Origin of the sequence: Streptomyces sp. NPDC087787, assembly GCF_044743035.1 — a bacterium.
Classification (GTDB): Bacteria; Actinomycetota; Actinomycetes; order Streptomycetales; family Streptomycetaceae; genus Streptomyces.
The window spans coordinates 199,395-216,289 of sequence record NZ_JBIUVQ010000001.1 but is presented as its reverse complement, the minus strand read 5'-3'; the positions used below and the strand labels follow the sequence as shown (position 1 = coordinate 216,289).

Here is a 16,895-nt window from a genome sequence, read left to right as displayed (position 1 = left end):
CTTGTTCGCAGCCACCACGCGGCCCTCGCGGCGCTACAAAATTATCAGCCGTCTTTTCCAATTCTCCGCACAAGAACTGGACAGAAACCAAGACATAAGAAACACGGAGGGCTGTGTGTCCGGTCACGCCCGTTAATCTGGGCGCATGCCTCGCTACGAGTACCGCTGCCGGAGCTGCGGCGACACCTTCGAACTGAGTCGTCCCATGGCGGAGTCGTCCGCCCCGGCCAGCTGCCCCGCCGGGCACGACGACACGGTCAAGCTGCTGTCCACGGTCGCGGTGGGCGGCTCCGCGGCCGCCCCGGCACCCGCGCCGCGGTCCGGCTCGGGCGGCGGCGGATGCTGCGGCGGAGGCTGCTGCGGCTGACGCGCCACCAACCCGCTGACAGATCAACCGGCTGACATGCCGTCCGGCTGACGTCCAGTCGGCTGGCATCGACACGGCGGCTCGCGTCCCTAACGGGGTGCCCGGGCCGCCTTGAGGAACTCCCGCACGATCCGCTCCCCGGCGAGCACCCCGCGCTCGGGCAGTGCGGCGATGCCGGGTGCCGTCCAGCCGGAGTCGGCCAGTTCACCGTGTCCGGGCCGCCAGCCGCGGTCCACCGCGTGCAGCAGGTCGGCGTCCAGCAGCGAGTCGCCGGCGCCGAGGACGAGGTCGGCGCCGGTGCGGCGGGCGACCTCGCGGACGGCGGCGCTCTTGGTCAGCGGCTTGGGGACGGCGTAGAGCTTGCGGCCCTGCAGGGAGACCGTCCAGCCGCGCCCGGCCGCCCACGCGGCCAGTTCCTTCACCCAGTCGTCGGGCAGGAGTTCGCGCTCCACCACGAGGTAGGCGAACAGGTCCTCGGCGACGCGCTGCTTGCGCACCCAGACGGGGTCGGCGGTGCGCAGCAGATGCTCCTGGACCTCCGCGAGCGACGCGCACTCGTCGGCCAGCCGCGTGATCACCCGCCGGTGCCAGTCGCCGTCCGAGACACCGTCCACCAGCAGGTGGCCGCCGTTGGCGCAGACGGCGTACGTCGGTGCCGGGCCCGGCAGGTTGATGCGCAGGTACTGCTTGCGGGTGCGGGTCGTGGCGGGCACGAACACCGCCGAGTCGGCGAGATCGGTGAGCAGCCCGGCTGCCGTCTCCGTCAGGTACGACAGCGGCTTGCTCTCGTGCACCTCCACGCACAGCAGCCGCGGGGCCCGCGCGTCCGGCATGGTGAGCGCCAGGGCGGCGGAGGAGTAGATGAGCGTACGGTCGAGATCGCTCGCCACCAGGACCGGCATCAGCGGGTCACCGTCCTGCCGTCGGCGCCGGTCGCCCCGCGCGTGTACCGGGGGTGGATCAAACCCACGCAACTGTACGGGAGTTCGTCGACCTCCTCGACCGGGACCCCGCGCTGCCCGGCGAGCAGCCGCACATGGTCCAGGTCGGCGCCGGCGCCGGCCCGCGCCAGGATCCTCCACGGCACCCGGCGCAGCAGCACCCGGGTGGTCTCCCCGACACCGGGCTTGACCAGGTTCACGTCGTGGATGCCGTACTCCTCGCTGATGCGCTCGACCGCCGCCCAGCCCTCCCAGGTGGGGGCGCGATCGGTGGTCAGCAGTTCCTTGGCGGCGACGTCGACGCCGTCCGCGACCTCGTGGAAGCACTGGGAGACGGCGTCGAGGAAGCCGTTCGAGACGTCGGCGCCGGCCAGTTCGCGGTAGAACTTCGCGCCGTGGAAGTCGTGCCGGCCGACCAGGTCGGCGCGCAGCACGGTCCGCGAGATCAGGCCGGATACGGTCGAGTTGAGGCAGGCGGAGGGTATGAGGAAGTCCTCCCGGGTGCCGTACGTCCGCACGCACGAGCCGGGGTCGGCGAGCACGGCGATCTCCGGGTTGAAGCCGGTGATCCCTTCGCGTTCCTCGAACTCCTTGATCGCCTGAGCCAGTTCGCGGGTGATGGCGCCCTTGCCGGTCCAGCCGTCGACGAAGACGACGTCGCGGGGGTCGTGGCGGGCGGCGAGCCAGCGCAGCGCGTTGGTGTCGATGCCGCGGCCGCGCACGATCGACACGGCGTAGTGCGGCAGGTCCCGGCCGTGCCGGAACCGGGCCCAGCGACGCATCAGCACACCGACGGGGGTGCCGGCGCGGGCGAGCGAGACGAGCACGGGACCGGTGCCGGGAGTCTCGTCCGTCCCGGCCGGGCTCTTCCGGCGCAGGGGGACTTCGGCGAGGATCGTCTCGGTGACCACGCCGACGGCCCGGGCGATGCGCGCGGCGGAGGCCGCCAGGGCCGTGTGGAACAGCTCCTGGTACTGCTCGCTGGGCTGGTACTCCACCGGCAGCGACTCGGCGTAGTGCGCGCCGCCGCTCTGGATGGCCTCCTCGCGCTCCTCCGTCGGCGCCTCCAGCGTCACGTCCGAGAGGTCCTGGAGCAGCCAGCCGACCTCGTCCGGCGCGTACGAGGAGAAGGCGGGGCCGCGGAGGGGCTCGGGCAGCATAGGGGACCTTTCGGGGGCGTGCGGGAGCACGGGGAGGTACGAGGGCACCACCGCGAGCAGGACGTGCGGGGTGTGCTCGGCGAGCCGGGCCAGCAGGCCGTCGGGCGCGTGCAGTCCGGGGGTGTCGGCAGCGGAGTCGACGACGGCGACCACGGCGTCGAAGCCGCCGCCGGCGACGTTGTAGGCGTAGCGCTCGCCGGGGCCGTCGGCCGGGTCGTCGTGGGCGGGGAAGACCAGCCGGGTGCGGATCGCGTAACCGGGGTCGTCGACGGCCAGTACGGGCGAGCGGGTGGTGGTGGAGTACCGCACCTCGGCCTCCACGACCTGCTCCAGCTCCCGGGCCAGCCGCAGCGGCGCGTACATCAGCTCCTCGCAGCCGAGCACCAGCATCTGCCGCGCGTCCCGCGGCAGCGCCTCGGCGATCCGGGCGGCCATGGCGGGCAGCGCCCGCTCAAGCCGCTCCCGATGCGCCGGCGTGAACCCGTGCCGCCCGCCGTCCGGCACCCTTCGCGGCCACCGCAGCTCGACCCGCCGCACCCGCCCGGCCGGCCACTGCCGCTGGCCGTCGGGCGGCTCACCGGACCCGCCCACGGCCCCGCGGGGCTCCGCGGCGGCGCTCGAAGTCCCCGCGCCGACCGCACCGGCGGACTCCGGCCGGGAGAACTCGGGCCCGCGCTCCGGCGCGGCAGACCCGACCGGTGCCTCCGAGGCGTCGGACGCGACCGACTGCGGCGTGCGCTGCTCGGTCTGCCGGGCCCGTTCGTGCTGGGCGACGAGGGCCTGGCCTCTCTCCAGGACGTCCGCGGGGAGGCGCAGTGTGCCGGAGGCCGTGGTGATCAGGGAGACCTGGGCGTCCATCTGCTCGGCGAACTGCTTCAGGCGGTCCACGTCGGCGGGGGCCCGCATGTCGATCAGGGCGACCACGACGTAGCGCTTGCGCGGGTAGCGGGTGTGGAGGGCGCGGATGGTGTTCAGGACCGTGTTGCCGGTGGAGAACTCGTCGTCCACCAGGACCAGCGGGCCGTCGGAGGCCAGCAGGGCGGGGTCCTCGGGCAGCAGGAGGTGCGAGGTGGCGTGCGAGTGGGACTCCTCGAAGCCGCCGGCCGGGGCGACGCCGGGCACCGGGCGGCGCGTGGAGTGCAGGTACGGCGCGGCGCCCAGGCCGTCCGCGACCGCGTGCCCGAGGCCCGTCGCGGTCTCCGCGTAGCCCAGGACGACCGCCCGGCCGGACTGGTCGGTGCCCAGCAGGTTCCGGACCCGGCGGCCCAGGGCGAACCCGTGGCCGTACACGACCGAGGGCGACTGCGGCACGTGCTTGCCGAGCACGTTGGACACGAGCAGGTGCGCCCGCTTGGGGTTGCGGCGCAGCGCGAGACCCAGGAGGCCCGTCAGCCGGTCGTCGCCCACGAGTTCGACACCGAGTCGCTCGGCGACCCAGGTGCCGGACCAGAGCCCGTCGTTCACTGGCTTGTTCATGCCTTCCTTGTGTGCCCTCGGCGGTGATGCGGTGCGGTCAGTCGGAGACCGCGGCGGCCAGCAGCTCCACGAAGCCGACGTCCTCCCGCGCCACGCCGAAGACCTCGGCGCGCAGCAGGGTCCGCTCGGCCCACGCGCGGTGCGGCTTCACCTCGTTCATCTTGTTCGTGTACGCCGACCTCAGCACGCCTCCGCCGCCCCGCTCGGGCCGCAGGATGTCCGCCGCGTCGGTGAACTCCTCGTGGCTGACCACGGACAGCGCGTGCACGGGCAGGACGTGGGAGGGGTGGATGCAGGTCTTGCCGAGCAGTCCGTTGGCCTGGTCCAGGGAGATCTCCCGCAGCAGTCCGTCCATCGCGTGCTCGATCAGCTTCGCGCGCAGTTCGACCGCCTGCACCTCCATGAAGGGGCTCTGCCGCAACTGTGGCTTGAACATGCGCTCCTGCACCCGGAAGTACTCCCACACCGGCCCGGTCACCGTGAACCCGGTGCCGTCGGCGCGTCCCAGCATGTTCACCACGTCGGCGATCACGGAGGCGACGACCTGGAGGTCGTAGGCCGTCATGTCGGGGGCCCTGCGCAGCCCGTACGAGGAACAGAAGTCCGTCACGCCGAGGCGCAGCGCGAGCACCCGGTCGCGGTACTTGTCGACCGCGCGGAAGATTCCCTCCAGGGTCTCCACCCGCGACTCGCGGTAGAGCAGCTCGGGCGATTCGAGGACCGGCATGGCGAACAGCCGCCGTCCGCTCTCCGTCTCGGCGGCCTCCACCGCCTCCAGGAACGGGATGCCCCGCTCCCCGGTGAACTTCGGCAGCACGAACCCGGACAGCAGCCGCACCGCGGGCCCGAGGCGCCGTACCAGGTCGGGTACCTGCTGGGGGGCACGCACCCGGATGAACAGCAGCGGGAGCTCCACGGAGCCGGGCGTCGGCGGCAGCGAGGCCAGTTCGGTGAACTGCCGGACCAGGTTCTCCTCGCCGTCCTCCACCTCGGCGTCGTCGATCGAGTCCTCCAGGCACAGCACCATCGAGACCACGCCGCGACCCGCCTGCTTGACGATGTCGGCGGCGAGGCTCGGCCGGGTGGCCGGGCTGTACAGCGTGGCGCCGAGGGCGGCGGAGAGCGTCCGGGCCGGGGAGTCGGCGGTGAACTCGCACGGCTCCCGGTGGAACAGGCGCTGCCGCAACTCGGTGGCGAGATGCCCGAAATGACGCATGAAACTCCCCCCCGTGGCGCATCGAGCGACCTGCGAAGACTGGCAAAAGGTGGCCGGTAATAGTACGTACGAATCCATGTCCGAGGTTCCCGCGGGGCATGAATTTCAGGTAACCCCGCCGTGTCGACGCCCCGCGTTGTCGTGATCAGGACGGAGAAGGCAGGATGACCACATGACGCACGCGATGCTGAAGGGGTCGAACGTCCCGCTGGACGCCGCCACTGTACGGGCCGTGGTGCGCTGGACGCCCGGGCAGGGGATCCCGGACGTCGACGCCTCGGCGCTGCTCCTGGGGCCCGGCGGCCGTGTGCGCTCCGACGAGGACTTCGTCTTCTACAACCAGCCGCGGCATCCGTCCGGGAAGGTCTGGCGGCTGGGCAAGAAGCGGATCGCCGACGGTCTGACGGACACGGTCCAGGCGGATCTCGCCGGGCTCGATCCCGAGGTGGGCCGGATCCTGCTGGTCGCCTCGGCGGACGGCGTCGCCTTCGAGGCCGTACAGGGACTGCGCATCCTGCTGTACGACGCGGCGGCCGCCGGGCAGGAGGCGCTGGCCTACTTCGACATCACGCCCGAGACCGGCCAGGAGACCGCGCTGATCTGCGGTGAGCTGTACCGGCGGGGCGAGGGCTGGAAGTTCCGTGCGCTCGGCGAGGGCTACTCCAACGGCCTGAAGGGCCTCGCCACGGACTTCGGCATCTCGGTGGACGAGTCGGAGGAGGCGCAGGGCGCGACTCCCGCCGCGCAGCCGCTGCCGCCGGAGCAGCCCGCGCCGGTGCCCGCGGCGGCTCAGCCGGCGTACGGGTATCCGCAGCCGGCCTACGGCTATCCGCAGCCCGCGTACGGCTATCCGCAGCAGCCGCCGGCGGCCACGGCCCCGTCGGGGTACGGGTATCCCCCGCCGGTGGCGGCCGCGCCCGACCCGGAGTTCCGGCTGCCGCCGCAGGGGCCGCAGTTCATCGGGCAGTAGGGCGGCCCGGGAGCGGGGGTGCGCTACCGGTCGGCCTTCGACTTGTAGCCACGGCCCCACTGAAGGCCCCAGCCGTACAGGCGGTCCAGTTCCGACTGGAAGCCGTAGACGAACTTGACCTCGCGGCGGACGATCAGTTCGTCCTTGACGTTCTCGATCAGGACCACCGCGCACGAGCGTGCCTGCGGGTGGCGTTCGTCGAGGCCGATCTCGATGCGCGGGCCGTTGCTCGGGTACATCGTGACTATGGCGTGGGTGCGGTCGAAGGCCGGTGTCTGGTCGTAGATGTACACGAAGACCAGCAGCCGTTTGATCTGGTCCCGGTGGTCGAGGTTGATGTACATGGTCTCGCCGGAGGCGGACCCGAACCGGTCGTCGCCGCTGAGTTTGACGTACGGCGGTGCGTTCACGTCGCCGAGGAAGCCGCCGAGGGGCTGTACGACGCCCTTGGTGCCGTCGGCCAGTTCGTACATGCAGCCGAGGTCGAGGTCGACGTTGACCATGCTCTGGCTGTGCCCGATCACCTGCGGCGGCTTGAGCGCCCTGAGCGGGTGCCGCAGCAGGCTGTCCCGGGTCGGACCGCCGAGGTCGGAGGTCCGCATCCGCCAGGTCAGGTTGACGCGCAGATGGCCGGTGGCCGCGCCCTGCTTGGTCAGCGACACATGGTGGTGCCGTTTGGTCAGTTCGATCGCGTTGGTCGAGGCGCTGCCCGAGTCGAAGTCGGCCGCGCGTCCTCCCAGCAGACCGTCGAAGAAGCCCATGTCCCTTTCCGCCCCCAGTTCACACACCGGACCCACGCGACGGGGCGGCCTCCAAGGACCGGTTCGACCCGGTTCCCGTCGGCCGCCCCGCACAGAAGCGTTCCCTCCCCCGGAGGCCTGTCACACCCCTGAGGAGACCTCGTTCTGGGAGTCCGCCGTCCCCGCCGGGCTTCCCTCGGCCGCCGCCAGGGCTCGGTTGCGGCGCACCGAGGACCAGAAGGACCAGGCGATGAGGACCACGCCGACCAGGCCGGTGATCACCTCGTTGATCTGGTACTGGATGGTGACCATGAGGATCACGGCCAGGGCGCCGATCGCGTAGTGCGCGCCGTGCTCCAGGTAGACGTAGTCGTCGAGGGTGCCCTGGCGGACCAGGTAGACCGTGAGCGAACGGACGTACATGGCGCCGATGCCGAGGCCGAGGGCCATCAGGACGATGTCGTTGGTGATGGCGAAGGCGCCGATCACGCCGTCGAAGGAGAAGGACGCGTCGAGCACCTCGAGGTAGAGGAACATGAAGAACGCGGCCTTGCCGGCCAGGGCGACGGCCGAGCGCTTCCTGCCGGTGCGCGCGGCCTCCTCCTCCTCCTCGTGCTCGCGTTCCTCGTCCTCCTCGAGCTTGTCCTCGAAGTAGCCGGAGAGTCCGCCGACGACCATGTAGGTGATCAGACCGGCGATGCCGGAGATCAGTACCGTCTGCGCCTTGTCGACGTGCGCGCCGCCGTGCTGGTGGGCGTGGGTGGCGAAGGTGAAGGCGGTGATGAGCAGCACGGCCAGGGCGATGCAGACCGACAGCATGTCGATCCTGCCGAGCTTGGCGAGCGGCCGCTCGAGCCAGGTCAGCCACTTGATGTCCCGGTCCTCGAAGATGAAGTCGAGGAAGATCATCAGCAGGAACATGCCACCGAACGCGGCGATCGCGGGGTGGGCGTCCGTGACCAGCTGCTGGTAGTGGTCCTTGTTGTTGAGCGCGAGGTCGACGGCCTCGACGGGGCCCATCTTGGCACTGACGGCGACGATGACGACGGGGAAGACCAGCCGCATGCCGAAGACCGCGATGAGCACGCCGACCGTGAGGAAGACCTTCTGCCAGAAGGCGTTCATCTTCTTCAGGATTCCGGCGTTGACCACCGCGTTGTCGAAGGACAGCGAGATCTCGAGGATCGACAGGATCGCCACGATTCCGAAGGCGGTCCACCCCCCGTACAAGACCGCCGCGGCAAGGCCGACCGCGGTCACCGCGAACGACCAGCCGAAGGTTTTCAGGAGCACTGGCTACCCAATCCGTATCCGGTACGGGTCTCCCCCGCGCCGCACTTGGCTTTACGAAACGTTGACCCCGAAGTCTAGAGCGATCCCACGCAGCCCGGACGCGTACCCCTGGCCCACCGCTCGGAACTTCCATTCGCCCCGGTAGCGGTAGAGCTCGCCGAAGATCATCGCGGTTTCCGTGCTGGCGTCCTCGCTCAGGTCGTAACGGGCGAGTTCCGTGCCGTCGGCCTGGTTGAGCACGCGGATGTAGGCGTCCGAGACCTGCCCGAAGGTCTGTCCTCGCTCGTCGGCCATGTGGATGGAGACCGGGAAGACGATCTTCTCGCACTGCGAGGGCACTCGGGTGAGGTCCACCAGGATCGTCTCGTCGTCGCCCTCGCCCTCGCCGGTGAGGTTGTCGCCGGTGTGCTCCACGGAGCCGTCCGGGCTCGTGAGCTGGTTGTAGAACACGAACCACTCGTCGCCCAGCACCCGGTTGGCGCCGGTGCACAGCAGCGCGCTGGCGTCGAGGTCGAAGGGGGCTCCGGTGGTGGAGCGCTCCTCCCAGCCGAGTCCGACCATGACGTTGGTCAGGTTCGGTGCGGCCTTCGAGAGGGAGACGTTGCCTCCCTTGGCGAGCGTGACGCCCATGATGCTGGTCCTCCCCGAGGTGGTGCCTGTCTGGTTGTCCTGCGCGTCCGGCGCCGCGCTGAAACGCGCGGCGCCGGACGGGTCGGGATTGGTCGAAGCCCGGCGGACCTGGCTCAGACGTTCACGCCGAAGTCCTGCGCGATGCCGCGCAGGCCCGAGGCGTAGCCCTGGCCGATGGCGCGGAACTTCCACTCGGCGCCGTGCCGGTACAGCTCGCCGAAGACCATGGCCGTCTCGGTCGAGGCGTCCTCACTGAGGTCGTACCGCGCGATCTCCTGGCCGCCGGCCTGGTTCACCACGCGGATGTACGCGTTGCGCACCTGGCCGAAGGACTGCTGACGGTTCTCGGCGTCGTAGATCGAGACCGGGAAGACGATCTTGTCGACATCGGCCGGGACGCCGGCCAGGTTGACCTTGATCGTCTCGTCGTCGCCCTCGCCCTCGCCGGTGAGGTTGTCACCGGTGTGCTCCACCGAGCCGTCCGGGCTCTTGAGGTTGTTGAAGAAGACGAAGTGCTGGTCGCTGCCCACCTTGCCGGAGTTGTTCAGCAGCAGCGCGCTGGCGTCGAGGTCGAAGTCGCTGCCGGTCGTGGTGCGGGCGTCCCAGCCCAGGCCGACGAGGACCGCGGTCAGGCCCGGGGCCTCCTTCGTCAGCGATACGTTGCCGCCCTTGCTGAGGCTGACTCCCACGAGTCCTCCATTGGTGTCCTGGGGCGGGGAGCCCCGTCGTGCATCGGATATGGGATCAACGACTCGATCCTAGTGACGGGTTCCCGCGCCACGCAGGCCCTGGAGCCGAAGAATCACCGGTGTCGGGGGCACCGGGTCACAGGGTGTCGAGCGCCTTCACGTAGTCGTTCAGGTCGCGCGCGTCCGGCAGGCCGTTGACGACCGTCCAGCGCACGACGCCCTCCTTGTCGATGATGAAGGTGCCGCGCACCGCGCAGCCCTTGCCCTCGTCGAAGACGCCGTAGGCGCGCGACGTGTTGCCGTGCGGCCAGAAATCGCTCAGCAGCGGGTACTCCAGGCCCTCCTGCTCGCCGAAGACGCGCAGGGTGTGGATGGAGTCGTTGGAGACGGCGAGCAGCTGGGTGTCGTCGTTGACGAACTTCGGCAGGTTGTCGCGCAGGGCGCACAGCTCGCCGGTGCACACACCGGTGAAGGCGAACGGGTAGAAGAGCAGCACCACGTTCTTCTCGCCGCGGAAGTCGGACAGCCGCACGGTCCGGCCGTGGTTGTCCTTGAGTTCGAAGTCGGGTGCCTTGTCGCCGACCTGGATCGCCATCGTCCTGCTTCCCTTCGGTGGGCCTGTTCGGGTGATGCCACCCTACGCAGTGATCACCGCAGGCCGACGGACGGGCCGACCGGAGTCGGCCCGTCCGTCGGTCCGGGGACGAGGTGGAGCTACTTCTTCGACTTGGCTGCCTTGGGCGTCGCGAGGCGGCTGCCGCTCCAGTCCTTGCCGACGCTGACGCTCTTGCTCGCCGACAGCCCCGCCGTGGTCGCGGCTTCCGAGATGTCACTCGGCTCCACGTAACCGGCACGGCCCGTCTTCGGCGTGAAGAGCAGGATCGCGCCACCCTCCTCGATGTACGTGGTGGCGTCCACCAGCACATCCGTAAGGTCGCCGTCGTCGTCGCGGAACCACAGCACCACGGCGTCGGCCACGTCGTCGTAGTCCTCGTCCACGAGCTCGCTGCCGATCGCTTCCTCGATGGCCTCGCGGAGGTCCTGGTCTACGTCGTCGTCGTAGCCGATCTCCTGGACCACCTGCCCGGGCTGGAATCCCAGCCTGGCGGCTGGGTTGGTCCGCTCCTCCGCGTGGTCCGCGGTCGCGCTCACGGGTTGCCTCCTGATGATGTTGCGATTTAGGTCTTCAGCCACGCGCGTGCGCGAAGCATTGGCCGTAGTCCACACGGGCGGGCCGGATCGCGCAAGTACCCGGCGGTTCAGACCGCCGAAACGGTGACGATCCCGGCTGTGTCGCCGCAACTCCTGACACGGTATCGCGATCAGCGGTGACACACACCACACCGTTCTGTCCGGTTCGCGTGTTTGAGAGCACGCCTCCGGGCAGGGGATGCCGGAGAGAGCCGTTGGTTACCCCGCGGTAGAGATGACGTGCGGCTCGCGCAAGGTACACGATGGGGAACGGTGCAGACACAGTCAGACAAACCTACAGGAACGCAGGAAACGAACAGAACGAACCCAGATTCGCCCCAGACATGTCAGCCCTCTGACAGGTAAGGAACAGCGTGGCTTCCGGATCCGATCGAAACCCGATCATCATTGGCGGCCTCCCGAGTCAGGTTCCTGACTTCGATCCCGAGGAGACCCAGGAGTGGCTCGACTCGCTCGACGCCGCGGTCGACGAGCGGGGCCGTGAGCGGGCCCGCTACCTCATGCTCCGGCTGATCGAGCGCGCCCGCGAGAAGCGCGTGGCCGTGCCCGAGATGCGCAGCACGGACTACGTCAACACGATCCCCACCAAGAGCGAGCCGTTCTTCCCCGGCAACGAGGAGATCGAGCGCAGGATCCTCAACGCCACGCGCTGGAACGCCGCGGTGATGGTCTCCCGCGCCCAGCGTCCGGGCATCGGCGTCGGCGGCCACATCGCCACCTTCGCCTCCTCCGCCTCCCTCTACGACGTCGGCTTCAACCACTTCTTCCGCGGCAAGGACGACGGACGGGGCGGCGACCAGGTCTTCTTCCAGGGGCACGCCTCACCGGGCATCTACGCGCGCGCGTACCTGCTGGACCGGCTCTCCAAGGAGCACCTGGACGGCTTCCGCCAGGAGAAGTCCAAGGCGCCGTACGGCCTGTCCAGCTATCCGCATCCGCGCTCGATGCCGGACTTCTGGGAGTTCCCGACGGTCTCCATGGGCCTCGGCCCGATCGGCGCGATCTTCCAGGCCCGGATGAACCGGTACATGCAGGCGCGCGGGATCGCGGACACCTCCGACTCGCACGTGTGGGCGTTCCTCGGCGACGGCGAGATGGACGAGCCGGAGTCGCTCGGCCAGTTGTCGATCGCCGCCCGTGAGGGCCTGGACAACCTGACCTTCGTGGTCAACTGCAACCTCCAGCGCCTGGACGGCCCGGTGCGCGGCAACGGCAAGATCATCCAGGAGCTGGAGTCGGTCTTCCGCGGCGCCGGCTGGAACGTGATCAAACTCATCTGGGACCGCACCTGGGACCCGCTGCTGGCCCAGGACCGCGACGGCGTGCTGGTCAACAGGATGAACACCACGCCGGACGGCGCGTTCCAGACCTACGCGACCGAGTCCGGCGCCTACATCCGCGAGCACTTCTTCGGCGACGACCACCGGCTGCGCAAGATGGTCGAGCACATGACCGACCAGCAGATCCTGCACCTGGGCCGCGGCGGTCACGACCACCGCAAGATCTACGCGGCGTACAAGGCGGCCCTGGACCACAAGGGGCAGCCGACGGTCATCCTGGCCAAGACGGTCAAGGGCTGGACGCTCGGCCCGAACTTCGAGGGCCGCAACGCCACCCACCAGATGAAGAAGCTGACGGTCGACGATCTCAAGCACTTCCGCGACCGTCTGCACCTGCCGATCTCCGACCGGGAGCTGGAGTCCGGCCCGCCGCCGTACTACCACCCGGGCCGGGAGACCGAGGAGATCCAGTACATGCACGACCGCCGCAAGGGCTGCGGCGGCTACGTGCCGACCCGGATCGTGCGCTCCGAGCCGCTCAGCCTTCCGGGCGACCGGACGTACGCGTCCGTGAAGAAGGGCTCGGGCCAGCAGTCCATCGCGACCACCATGGCCTTCGTCCGGCTACTGAAGGACCTCATGCGGGACAAGGAGATCGGCAGGCGGTTCGTGCTGATCGCGCCGGACGAGTACCGCACGTTCGGGATGGACTCCTTCTTCCCGAGCGCGAAGATCTACAACCCGCTGGGCCAGCAGTACGAGTCCGTCGACCGCGAGCTGCTGCTCGCCTACAAGGAGTCGCCGACCGGGCAGATGCTGCACGACGGCATCTCCGAGGCGGGCTGCACGGCCTCGCTGATCGCGGCGGGCTCGGCCTACGCCACCCACGGCGAGCCGCTGATCCCGGTGTACGTCTTCTACTCGATGTTCGGTTTCCAGCGCACCGGCGACCAGTTCTGGCAGATGGCCGACCAGCTGGCGCGCGGTTTCGTCCTGGGCGCGACCGCCGGCCGCACGACCCTGACGGGTGAGGGGCTCCAGCACGCCGACGGGCACTCCCAGCTGCTGGCCTCCACCAACCCGGCGTGCGTGGCCTACGACCCGGCGTACGGGTACGAGATCGCGCACATCGTGCAGGACGGACTGCGCCGCATGTACGGCGGCGACGAGCGGCATCCGCACGGCGAGGACGTCTTCTACTACCTCACCGTCTACAACGAGCCGATCCAGCAGCCGGCCGAGCCGGCGGACGTGGACACCGAGGGCATCCTCAAGGGCCTGCACCGGCTCGGCGAGGGAACGACGGGCGACATCCCGGCACAGATCATGGCGTCGGGTGTGGCGGTCCCGTGGGCCCTGGAGGCGCAGCGGATCCTCGCCGAGGAGTGGAACGTCCGGGCCGGTGTCTGGTCGGCGACCTCCTGGAACGAGCTGCGGCGCGAGGCCGTGGCGTGCGAGGAGTACAACCTGCTGCACCCGGAGGAGGAGCAGCGGGTGCCGTGGGTGACGCGGAGGCTGAGCGCGGCCGAGGGGCCGTTCGTGGCCGTCTCCGACTGGATGCGCTCGGTGCCGGACCAGATCGCGCGGTGGGTGCCGGGTACGTACCAGTCGCTGGGTGCCGACGGCTTCGGCTTCGCCGACACCCGCGGGGCGGCGCGGCGGTTCTTCCACATCGACGCCCAGTCGATCGTGCTGGCGGTGCTGACGGAGCTGGCCCGGGAGGGCAGGGTCGACCGGTCGGTGCTGAAGCAGGCCCTGGACCGCTACCGGATCCTGGAGGTGTCGGCGGCCGACCCGGGCACGGCGGGCGGCGACGCCTAGGGAGACACTCCCGAAGCCGCAAGAGGGCGGCGGACCATCGGTCCGCCGCCCTCTTGTCCGGTGTCGGAACTCTCGTCCGGTGTCAGAACAGGCCGCTGCCCGGCGTTGCCGCTCCGGCCAGCCAGACGACGGCCAGGAGGGTGTCGATGGCGCCCAGGACCACGGCGACCAGGGCCGGGAGCGAGCGGTCGCCCGCCCAGGTGCGGCCCATCGCGAGCCAGCCGCAGACGACCGCCGCCGGGCCGAGGACGATCCCCAGCGCGAAGAAACCGGCGACCGCGCAGATGGTCCCGATGATCCCGAGTGTCGCGCGGTCCGGCCGGTTCCGCTGCCACGTCCGGCCGCGTGAACGGGGGTACCCGCGCGTTCCGCCTCCGAAGCCCGCCATCATCAACTCCCTTGGACATCTGTCGAGTTGGAGTTCCTCTGGGTTTCGTAGGTGCGGGTACCCCGGTTCCGGCCCCTGAAGCCGCCCGCGCGCTGCCCCCTCCAGCAGCGCGCGCCGGCCGCTTCTCCCCCGTCCCCTGCGGAGGACTTGACCCACTGTCACCCGCGGTACGCACGGGAGGCGAGGGATCTTCGGCGGAGTCACCCTGACGGGCGAACTCCGCCGATCAGGGGCGCCGTCAGATGTGGCCGACGCCCGCGCCGGCCTCCGCGTTCTCCCCGCGCTTGGTGAACAGGGCCACCAGGACGGCCACGGCCGCGATCCCGGCGGCCACGAGGGAGGCGAGGCTCATCCCGGAGATGAACGTCTCGTGCGCGACGGAGGTGATCTTCGTGGCGATCACCTCGGGCGTGCCCTCCGGCACCGGCGCCGCGCCGAACTGGACCGCCTCGGAGGCCCGGTCGAGCTGGCTGTGGGTGAGCGGCGGGAGCCCCGCGTCCTTCCAGTTGCCTGCCAGGTCGCTGTTGACCTTGGAGGCCATCACCGCGCCCAGCACGGCCGTGCCGAGGCTGCCGCCGATCTGCATGGCGGACTGCTGGAGACCGCCGGCCACACCGGACAGCTCCAGGGGCGCGTTGCCGACGATGACCTCGGTGGCGCCCACCATGACGGGGGCGAGGCCGAGACCGAGAAGGGCGAACCAGAGCGACATGGTGAGGCCGCTCGTGCCCGTCTCAAGCGTGGACATGCCGTACATGGCGAGCGCGGTGGCCGCCATGCCGCCCGCCAGCGGAATGCGCGGGCCCACCTTGGTGATCATGAAGCCCGCGAGCGGGGAGCCGACGATCATCATGCCGGTGAGCGGGAGGAGGTGCGTGCCCGCCTCGATCGGGCTCATCCCGTGGACGTTCTGGAGGTAGAAGGTCACGAAGAACAGGCCGCCCATGAACGCGATGGCCATCAGCACCATGAGCACCACACCCGCGGACAGCGGGACCGAGCGGAACAGCGCCAGCGGGATGAGCGGCTCCTTCACCCTGGTCTCCCAGAAGGCGAAGGCGGCGAAGCCGAGCACGGAGACGCCGATGAACGTCCACGTCGTGCCGTCGCCCCAGCCCCAGGCCGGAGCCTTGATCAGGGCCCACACCAGGCAGAACATCGCCCCGGAGAGCAGGGCGATGCCGAGGACGTCGAAGGAGCGCGGCGCGTTCTCGGCGCGGTGGTCGAGCAGGATCAGCAGGCCCAGGACCAGGGCGAGGACGCCGACGGGCACGTTGATGAAGAACACCGACTGCCAGTTGACGTGCTCGACGAGCACACCGCCGAGGATCGGGCCGCCCGCGGTGGAGGCACCGATGACCATGCCCCAGATACCGATGGCCATGTTGAGCTTCTCGGCCGGGAAGGTGGCCCGCAGCAGGCCGAGCGCGGCCGGCATCAGCAGCGCGCCGAACAGACCCTGGAAGACCCGGAAGGTGATGACCATGGCGATGGTGTCCGACAGGCCGATGGCGCCCGAGGCGGCGGCGAAGCCGGTCACACCGATGAGGAAGGTCTGCCGGTGCCCGAAGCGGTCACCGAGCTTGCCCGCGGTGATCAGGGAGACCGCGAGGGCGAGGAAGTAGGCGTTGGTGATCCACTGCACGTCGGCGAGGGTCGCGTGCAGCTCCCTGCCGATCACGGGGTTGGCGATGGCCACGATGGTGCCGTCGAGGGCCACCATCATGACCCCTACGGCGACGGTGATCAGGGTGACCCACGGGTGCCCGCGCAGCCCCTTCGCGGGCGTGGGGTCCGACAGGCCCGCGGAGGCGCCGTCCCCCGGCCCCGTCGTGTCGATGGTGGTCTGACTAGTCATACCTTCGAGGCTAATGACAGCCACTGACAAACGACAAACCAATTCACAAGTCGGTCACTGACGTGTCACTCCCCTATAGTCTGATCAGGGGAAACGGTTCGCGTTCGGGGAAGCGGTGCGGGAAAGAGGTCCGGAGAGGTCCATGGAGACGGCGGGGACCGCCGGGACGGCGCCACGGACGCCGGCACGGCCGGCGGCACGGCCGGGACTGCGCGAACGCAAGAAGCGGCGCACCCGCGACGCACTGCTGCGGGCGGCCCTGGAACTGTTCACCACCCAGGGGTACGAACGGACGACGGTCGACGAGATCGCCGAGGCCGTCGACGTCTCCCAGCGCACCTTCTTCCGCTACTTCCCGGGCAAGGAGGAGGCCGCCTTCGCCGTGCAGGAGATGGTGGAGGCGCACTTCGTCGACTCGCTGCGCGCCCGCCCGCCCGGGGAGGCTCCGCTGGAGGCGCTGCGCCGGAGCCTGCTGGAGGGCTGGGACACGATCAGCGACGCCGTGGGGAGCGTCGTGCCCGTGGAGCTGTATCTGCGCATGTTCCGGGTGATCGAGTCGACGCCGGTCCTGCTCGCCGAGCATCTGCGGCGCTCGGCGCAGACCGAGGAGCAGATCGCGCGGCTGCTCGCCGAGCGCGAGGGCCTCGATGTGGACACCGACCCACGGCCGCGGCTGGCGGTGGCCGTGTTCGGCGCGGTGATGCGCGTGACGAGCTGCCAGTGGAGCACGCGTGAGGACGCCGGCGCGGAGACCATGCGCGAACTCACCGCCGCGTACCTCGATCAGCTGGGACCCGCCCTCACCGGGAACTGGCGTACGAGCCCGCGGCGTTGAGCCGTCACATTCCACCGAT

General features: G+C 70.1%; 15 protein-coding genes. 4 read left to right on the top strand and 11 right to left on the bottom strand.

From position 1 onward, the window contains the following. The first annotated feature begins 145 nt into the window (after positions 1-145). Positions 146-367 carry a zinc ribbon domain-containing protein gene (locus ACIOWN_RS01005; RefSeq protein WP_100567009.1) on the top strand — a complete coding sequence of 74 codons (222 nt, stop codon included), beginning with the start codon at positions 146-148 and terminating at the stop codon, positions 365-367. Positions 368-456: 89 nt separating this feature from the next. On the opposite strand, the gene ACIOWN_RS01000 is transcribed toward ACIOWN_RS01005, so the two are convergent. The 3 genes from ACIOWN_RS01000 to ACIOWN_RS00990 are packed head-to-tail and all read right to left on the bottom strand — an operon-like array spanning position 457 to position 5,160. After that, positions 457-1,269 carry an HAD family hydrolase gene (locus ACIOWN_RS01000; protein WP_362347525.1) on the bottom strand — a complete coding sequence of 271 codons (813 nt, stop codon included), beginning with the start codon at positions 1,267-1,269 and terminating at the stop codon, positions 457-459. Further along, on the bottom strand, positions 1,269-3,944 hold the full coding sequence (locus tag ACIOWN_RS00995; protein WP_362347524.1) for a phosphoribosyltransferase domain-containing protein: 2,676 nt from the start codon (positions 3,942-3,944) through the stop codon (positions 1,269-1,271). Before ACIOWN_RS00995 ends, ACIOWN_RS01000 begins: the two co-directional genes overlap by 1 nt. A 37-nt stretch (positions 3,945-3,981) precedes the next feature. Further along, positions 3,982-5,160, bottom strand: a complete 1,179-nt coding sequence (locus ACIOWN_RS00990; RefSeq protein ID WP_362347522.1) for an HpcH/HpaI aldolase/citrate lyase family protein — start codon at positions 5,158-5,160, stop codon at positions 3,982-3,984. A 172-nt stretch (positions 5,161-5,332) separates the two neighbouring features. Here ACIOWN_RS00990 and ACIOWN_RS00985 point away from each other — a divergent pair, with 172 nt between their 5' ends. After that, complete coding sequence (locus ACIOWN_RS00985; RefSeq protein WP_362347520.1) at positions 5,333-6,130, top strand: TerD family protein; 798 nt, start codon at positions 5,333-5,335, stop codon at positions 6,128-6,130. A 23-nt stretch (positions 6,131-6,153) separates the two neighbouring features. Here the strand turns inward: ACIOWN_RS00985 and ACIOWN_RS00980 are convergent, their stop codons facing one another. The 6 genes from ACIOWN_RS00980 to ACIOWN_RS00955 all read right to left on the bottom strand — a co-directional run bounded on the left by ACIOWN_RS00980 (position 6,154) and on the right by ACIOWN_RS00955 (position 10,634). Continuing rightward, positions 6,154-6,891, bottom strand: coding sequence for a Tellurium resistance (locus ACIOWN_RS00980; RefSeq protein WP_362347519.1), 738 nt, complete (start codon positions 6,889-6,891; stop codon positions 6,154-6,156). Between the two features lie 120 nt (positions 6,892-7,011). Then, entirely contained in the window at positions 7,012-8,163 is a 1,152-nt protein-coding gene (locus ACIOWN_RS00975; RefSeq protein WP_362347517.1) for a DUF475 domain-containing protein, read from the bottom strand. A gap of 51 nt (positions 8,164-8,214) precedes the next feature. Continuing rightward, positions 8,215-8,793: a TerD family protein gene (locus tag ACIOWN_RS00970; RefSeq protein ID WP_100567002.1), complete on the bottom strand. Its 579-nt coding sequence runs from the start codon at positions 8,791-8,793 to the stop codon at positions 8,215-8,217. A gap of 113 nt (positions 8,794-8,906) precedes the next feature. Beyond that, positions 8,907-9,482: a TerD family protein gene (locus tag ACIOWN_RS00965; RefSeq protein ID WP_326802309.1), complete on the bottom strand. Its 576-nt coding sequence runs from the start codon at positions 9,480-9,482 to the stop codon at positions 8,907-8,909. 136 nt (positions 9,483-9,618) lie between these two features. After that, positions 9,619-10,077 carry a peroxiredoxin gene (locus ACIOWN_RS00960; protein ID WP_362347515.1) on the bottom strand — a complete coding sequence of 153 codons (459 nt, stop codon included), beginning with the start codon at positions 10,075-10,077 and terminating at the stop codon, positions 9,619-9,621. A 119-nt stretch (positions 10,078-10,196) separates the two neighbouring features. Next, entirely contained in the window at positions 10,197-10,634 is a 438-nt protein-coding gene (locus ACIOWN_RS00955) for a DUF3052 domain-containing protein (RefSeq protein ID WP_362347513.1), read from the bottom strand. Positions 10,635-11,047: 413 nt separating this feature from the next. Here ACIOWN_RS00955 and aceE point away from each other — a divergent pair, with 413 nt between their 5' ends. Beyond that, positions 11,048-13,795 (top strand): pyruvate dehydrogenase (acetyl-transferring), homodimeric type, encoded by a 2,748-nt coding sequence (gene aceE / locus ACIOWN_RS00950; protein WP_362347511.1) that lies wholly within the window; start codon positions 11,048-11,050, stop codon positions 13,793-13,795. 82 nt (positions 13,796-13,877) lie between these two features. On the opposite strand, the gene ACIOWN_RS00945 is transcribed toward aceE, so the two are convergent. Next, positions 13,878-14,186, bottom strand: a complete 309-nt coding sequence (locus ACIOWN_RS00945; protein ID WP_362347509.1) for a small hydrophobic protein — start codon at positions 14,184-14,186, stop codon at positions 13,878-13,880. Positions 14,187-14,421: 235 nt separating this feature from the next. Then, the gene (locus ACIOWN_RS00940) at positions 14,422-16,041 is read right to left on the bottom strand and encodes an MFS transporter (protein ID WP_362347507.1); all 1,620 of its coding nucleotides are present in this window, start codon (positions 16,039-16,041) and stop codon (positions 14,422-14,424) included. A 142-nt stretch (positions 16,042-16,183) separates the two neighbouring features. Between ACIOWN_RS00940 and ACIOWN_RS00935 the strand changes: the two genes are divergently transcribed. Then, positions 16,184-16,876 (top strand): TetR family transcriptional regulator, encoded by a 693-nt coding sequence (locus tag ACIOWN_RS00935; RefSeq protein WP_362347505.1) that lies wholly within the window; start codon positions 16,184-16,186, stop codon positions 16,874-16,876. Positions 16,877-16,895 lie beyond the last annotated feature (19 nt).

Bases quoted from the DNA above. Each gene is read 5' to 3' on its own strand.
- ACIOWN_RS01005 (WP_100567009.1), top strand. From the start codon at position 146: ATGCCTCGCTACGAGTACCGCTGCCGGAGCTGCGGCGACACCTTCGAA.
- ACIOWN_RS01000 (WP_362347525.1), bottom strand. From the start codon at position 1,269: ATGCCGGTCCTGGTGGCGAGCGATCTCGACCGTACGCTCATCTACTCC.
- ACIOWN_RS00995 (WP_362347524.1), bottom strand. From the start codon at position 3,944: ATGAACAAGCCAGTGAACGACGGGCTCTGGTCCGGCACCTGGGTCGCC.
- ACIOWN_RS00990 (WP_362347522.1), bottom strand. From the start codon at position 5,160: ATGCGTCATTTCGGGCATCTCGCCACCGAGTTGCGGCAGCGCCTGTTC.
- ACIOWN_RS00985 (WP_362347520.1), top strand. From the start codon at position 5,333: ATGACGCACGCGATGCTGAAGGGGTCGAACGTCCCGCTGGACGCCGCC.
- ACIOWN_RS00980 (WP_362347519.1), bottom strand. From the start codon at position 6,891: ATGGGCTTCTTCGACGGTCTGCTGGGAGGACGCGCGGCCGACTTCGAC.
- ACIOWN_RS00970 (WP_100567002.1), bottom strand. From the start codon at position 8,793: ATGGGCGTCACGCTCGCCAAGGGAGGCAACGTCTCCCTCTCGAAGGCC.
- ACIOWN_RS00960 (WP_362347515.1), bottom strand. From the start codon at position 10,077: ATGGCGATCCAGGTCGGCGACAAGGCACCCGACTTCGAACTCAAGGAC.
- ACIOWN_RS00945 (WP_362347509.1), bottom strand. From the start codon at position 14,186: ATGATGGCGGGCTTCGGAGGCGGAACGCGCGGGTACCCCCGTTCACGC.
- ACIOWN_RS00940 (WP_362347507.1), bottom strand. From the start codon at position 16,041: ATGACTAGTCAGACCACCATCGACACGACGGGGCCGGGGGACGGCGCC.
- ACIOWN_RS00935 (WP_362347505.1), top strand. From the start codon at position 16,184: ATGGAGACGGCGGGGACCGCCGGGACGGCGCCACGGACGCCGGCACGG.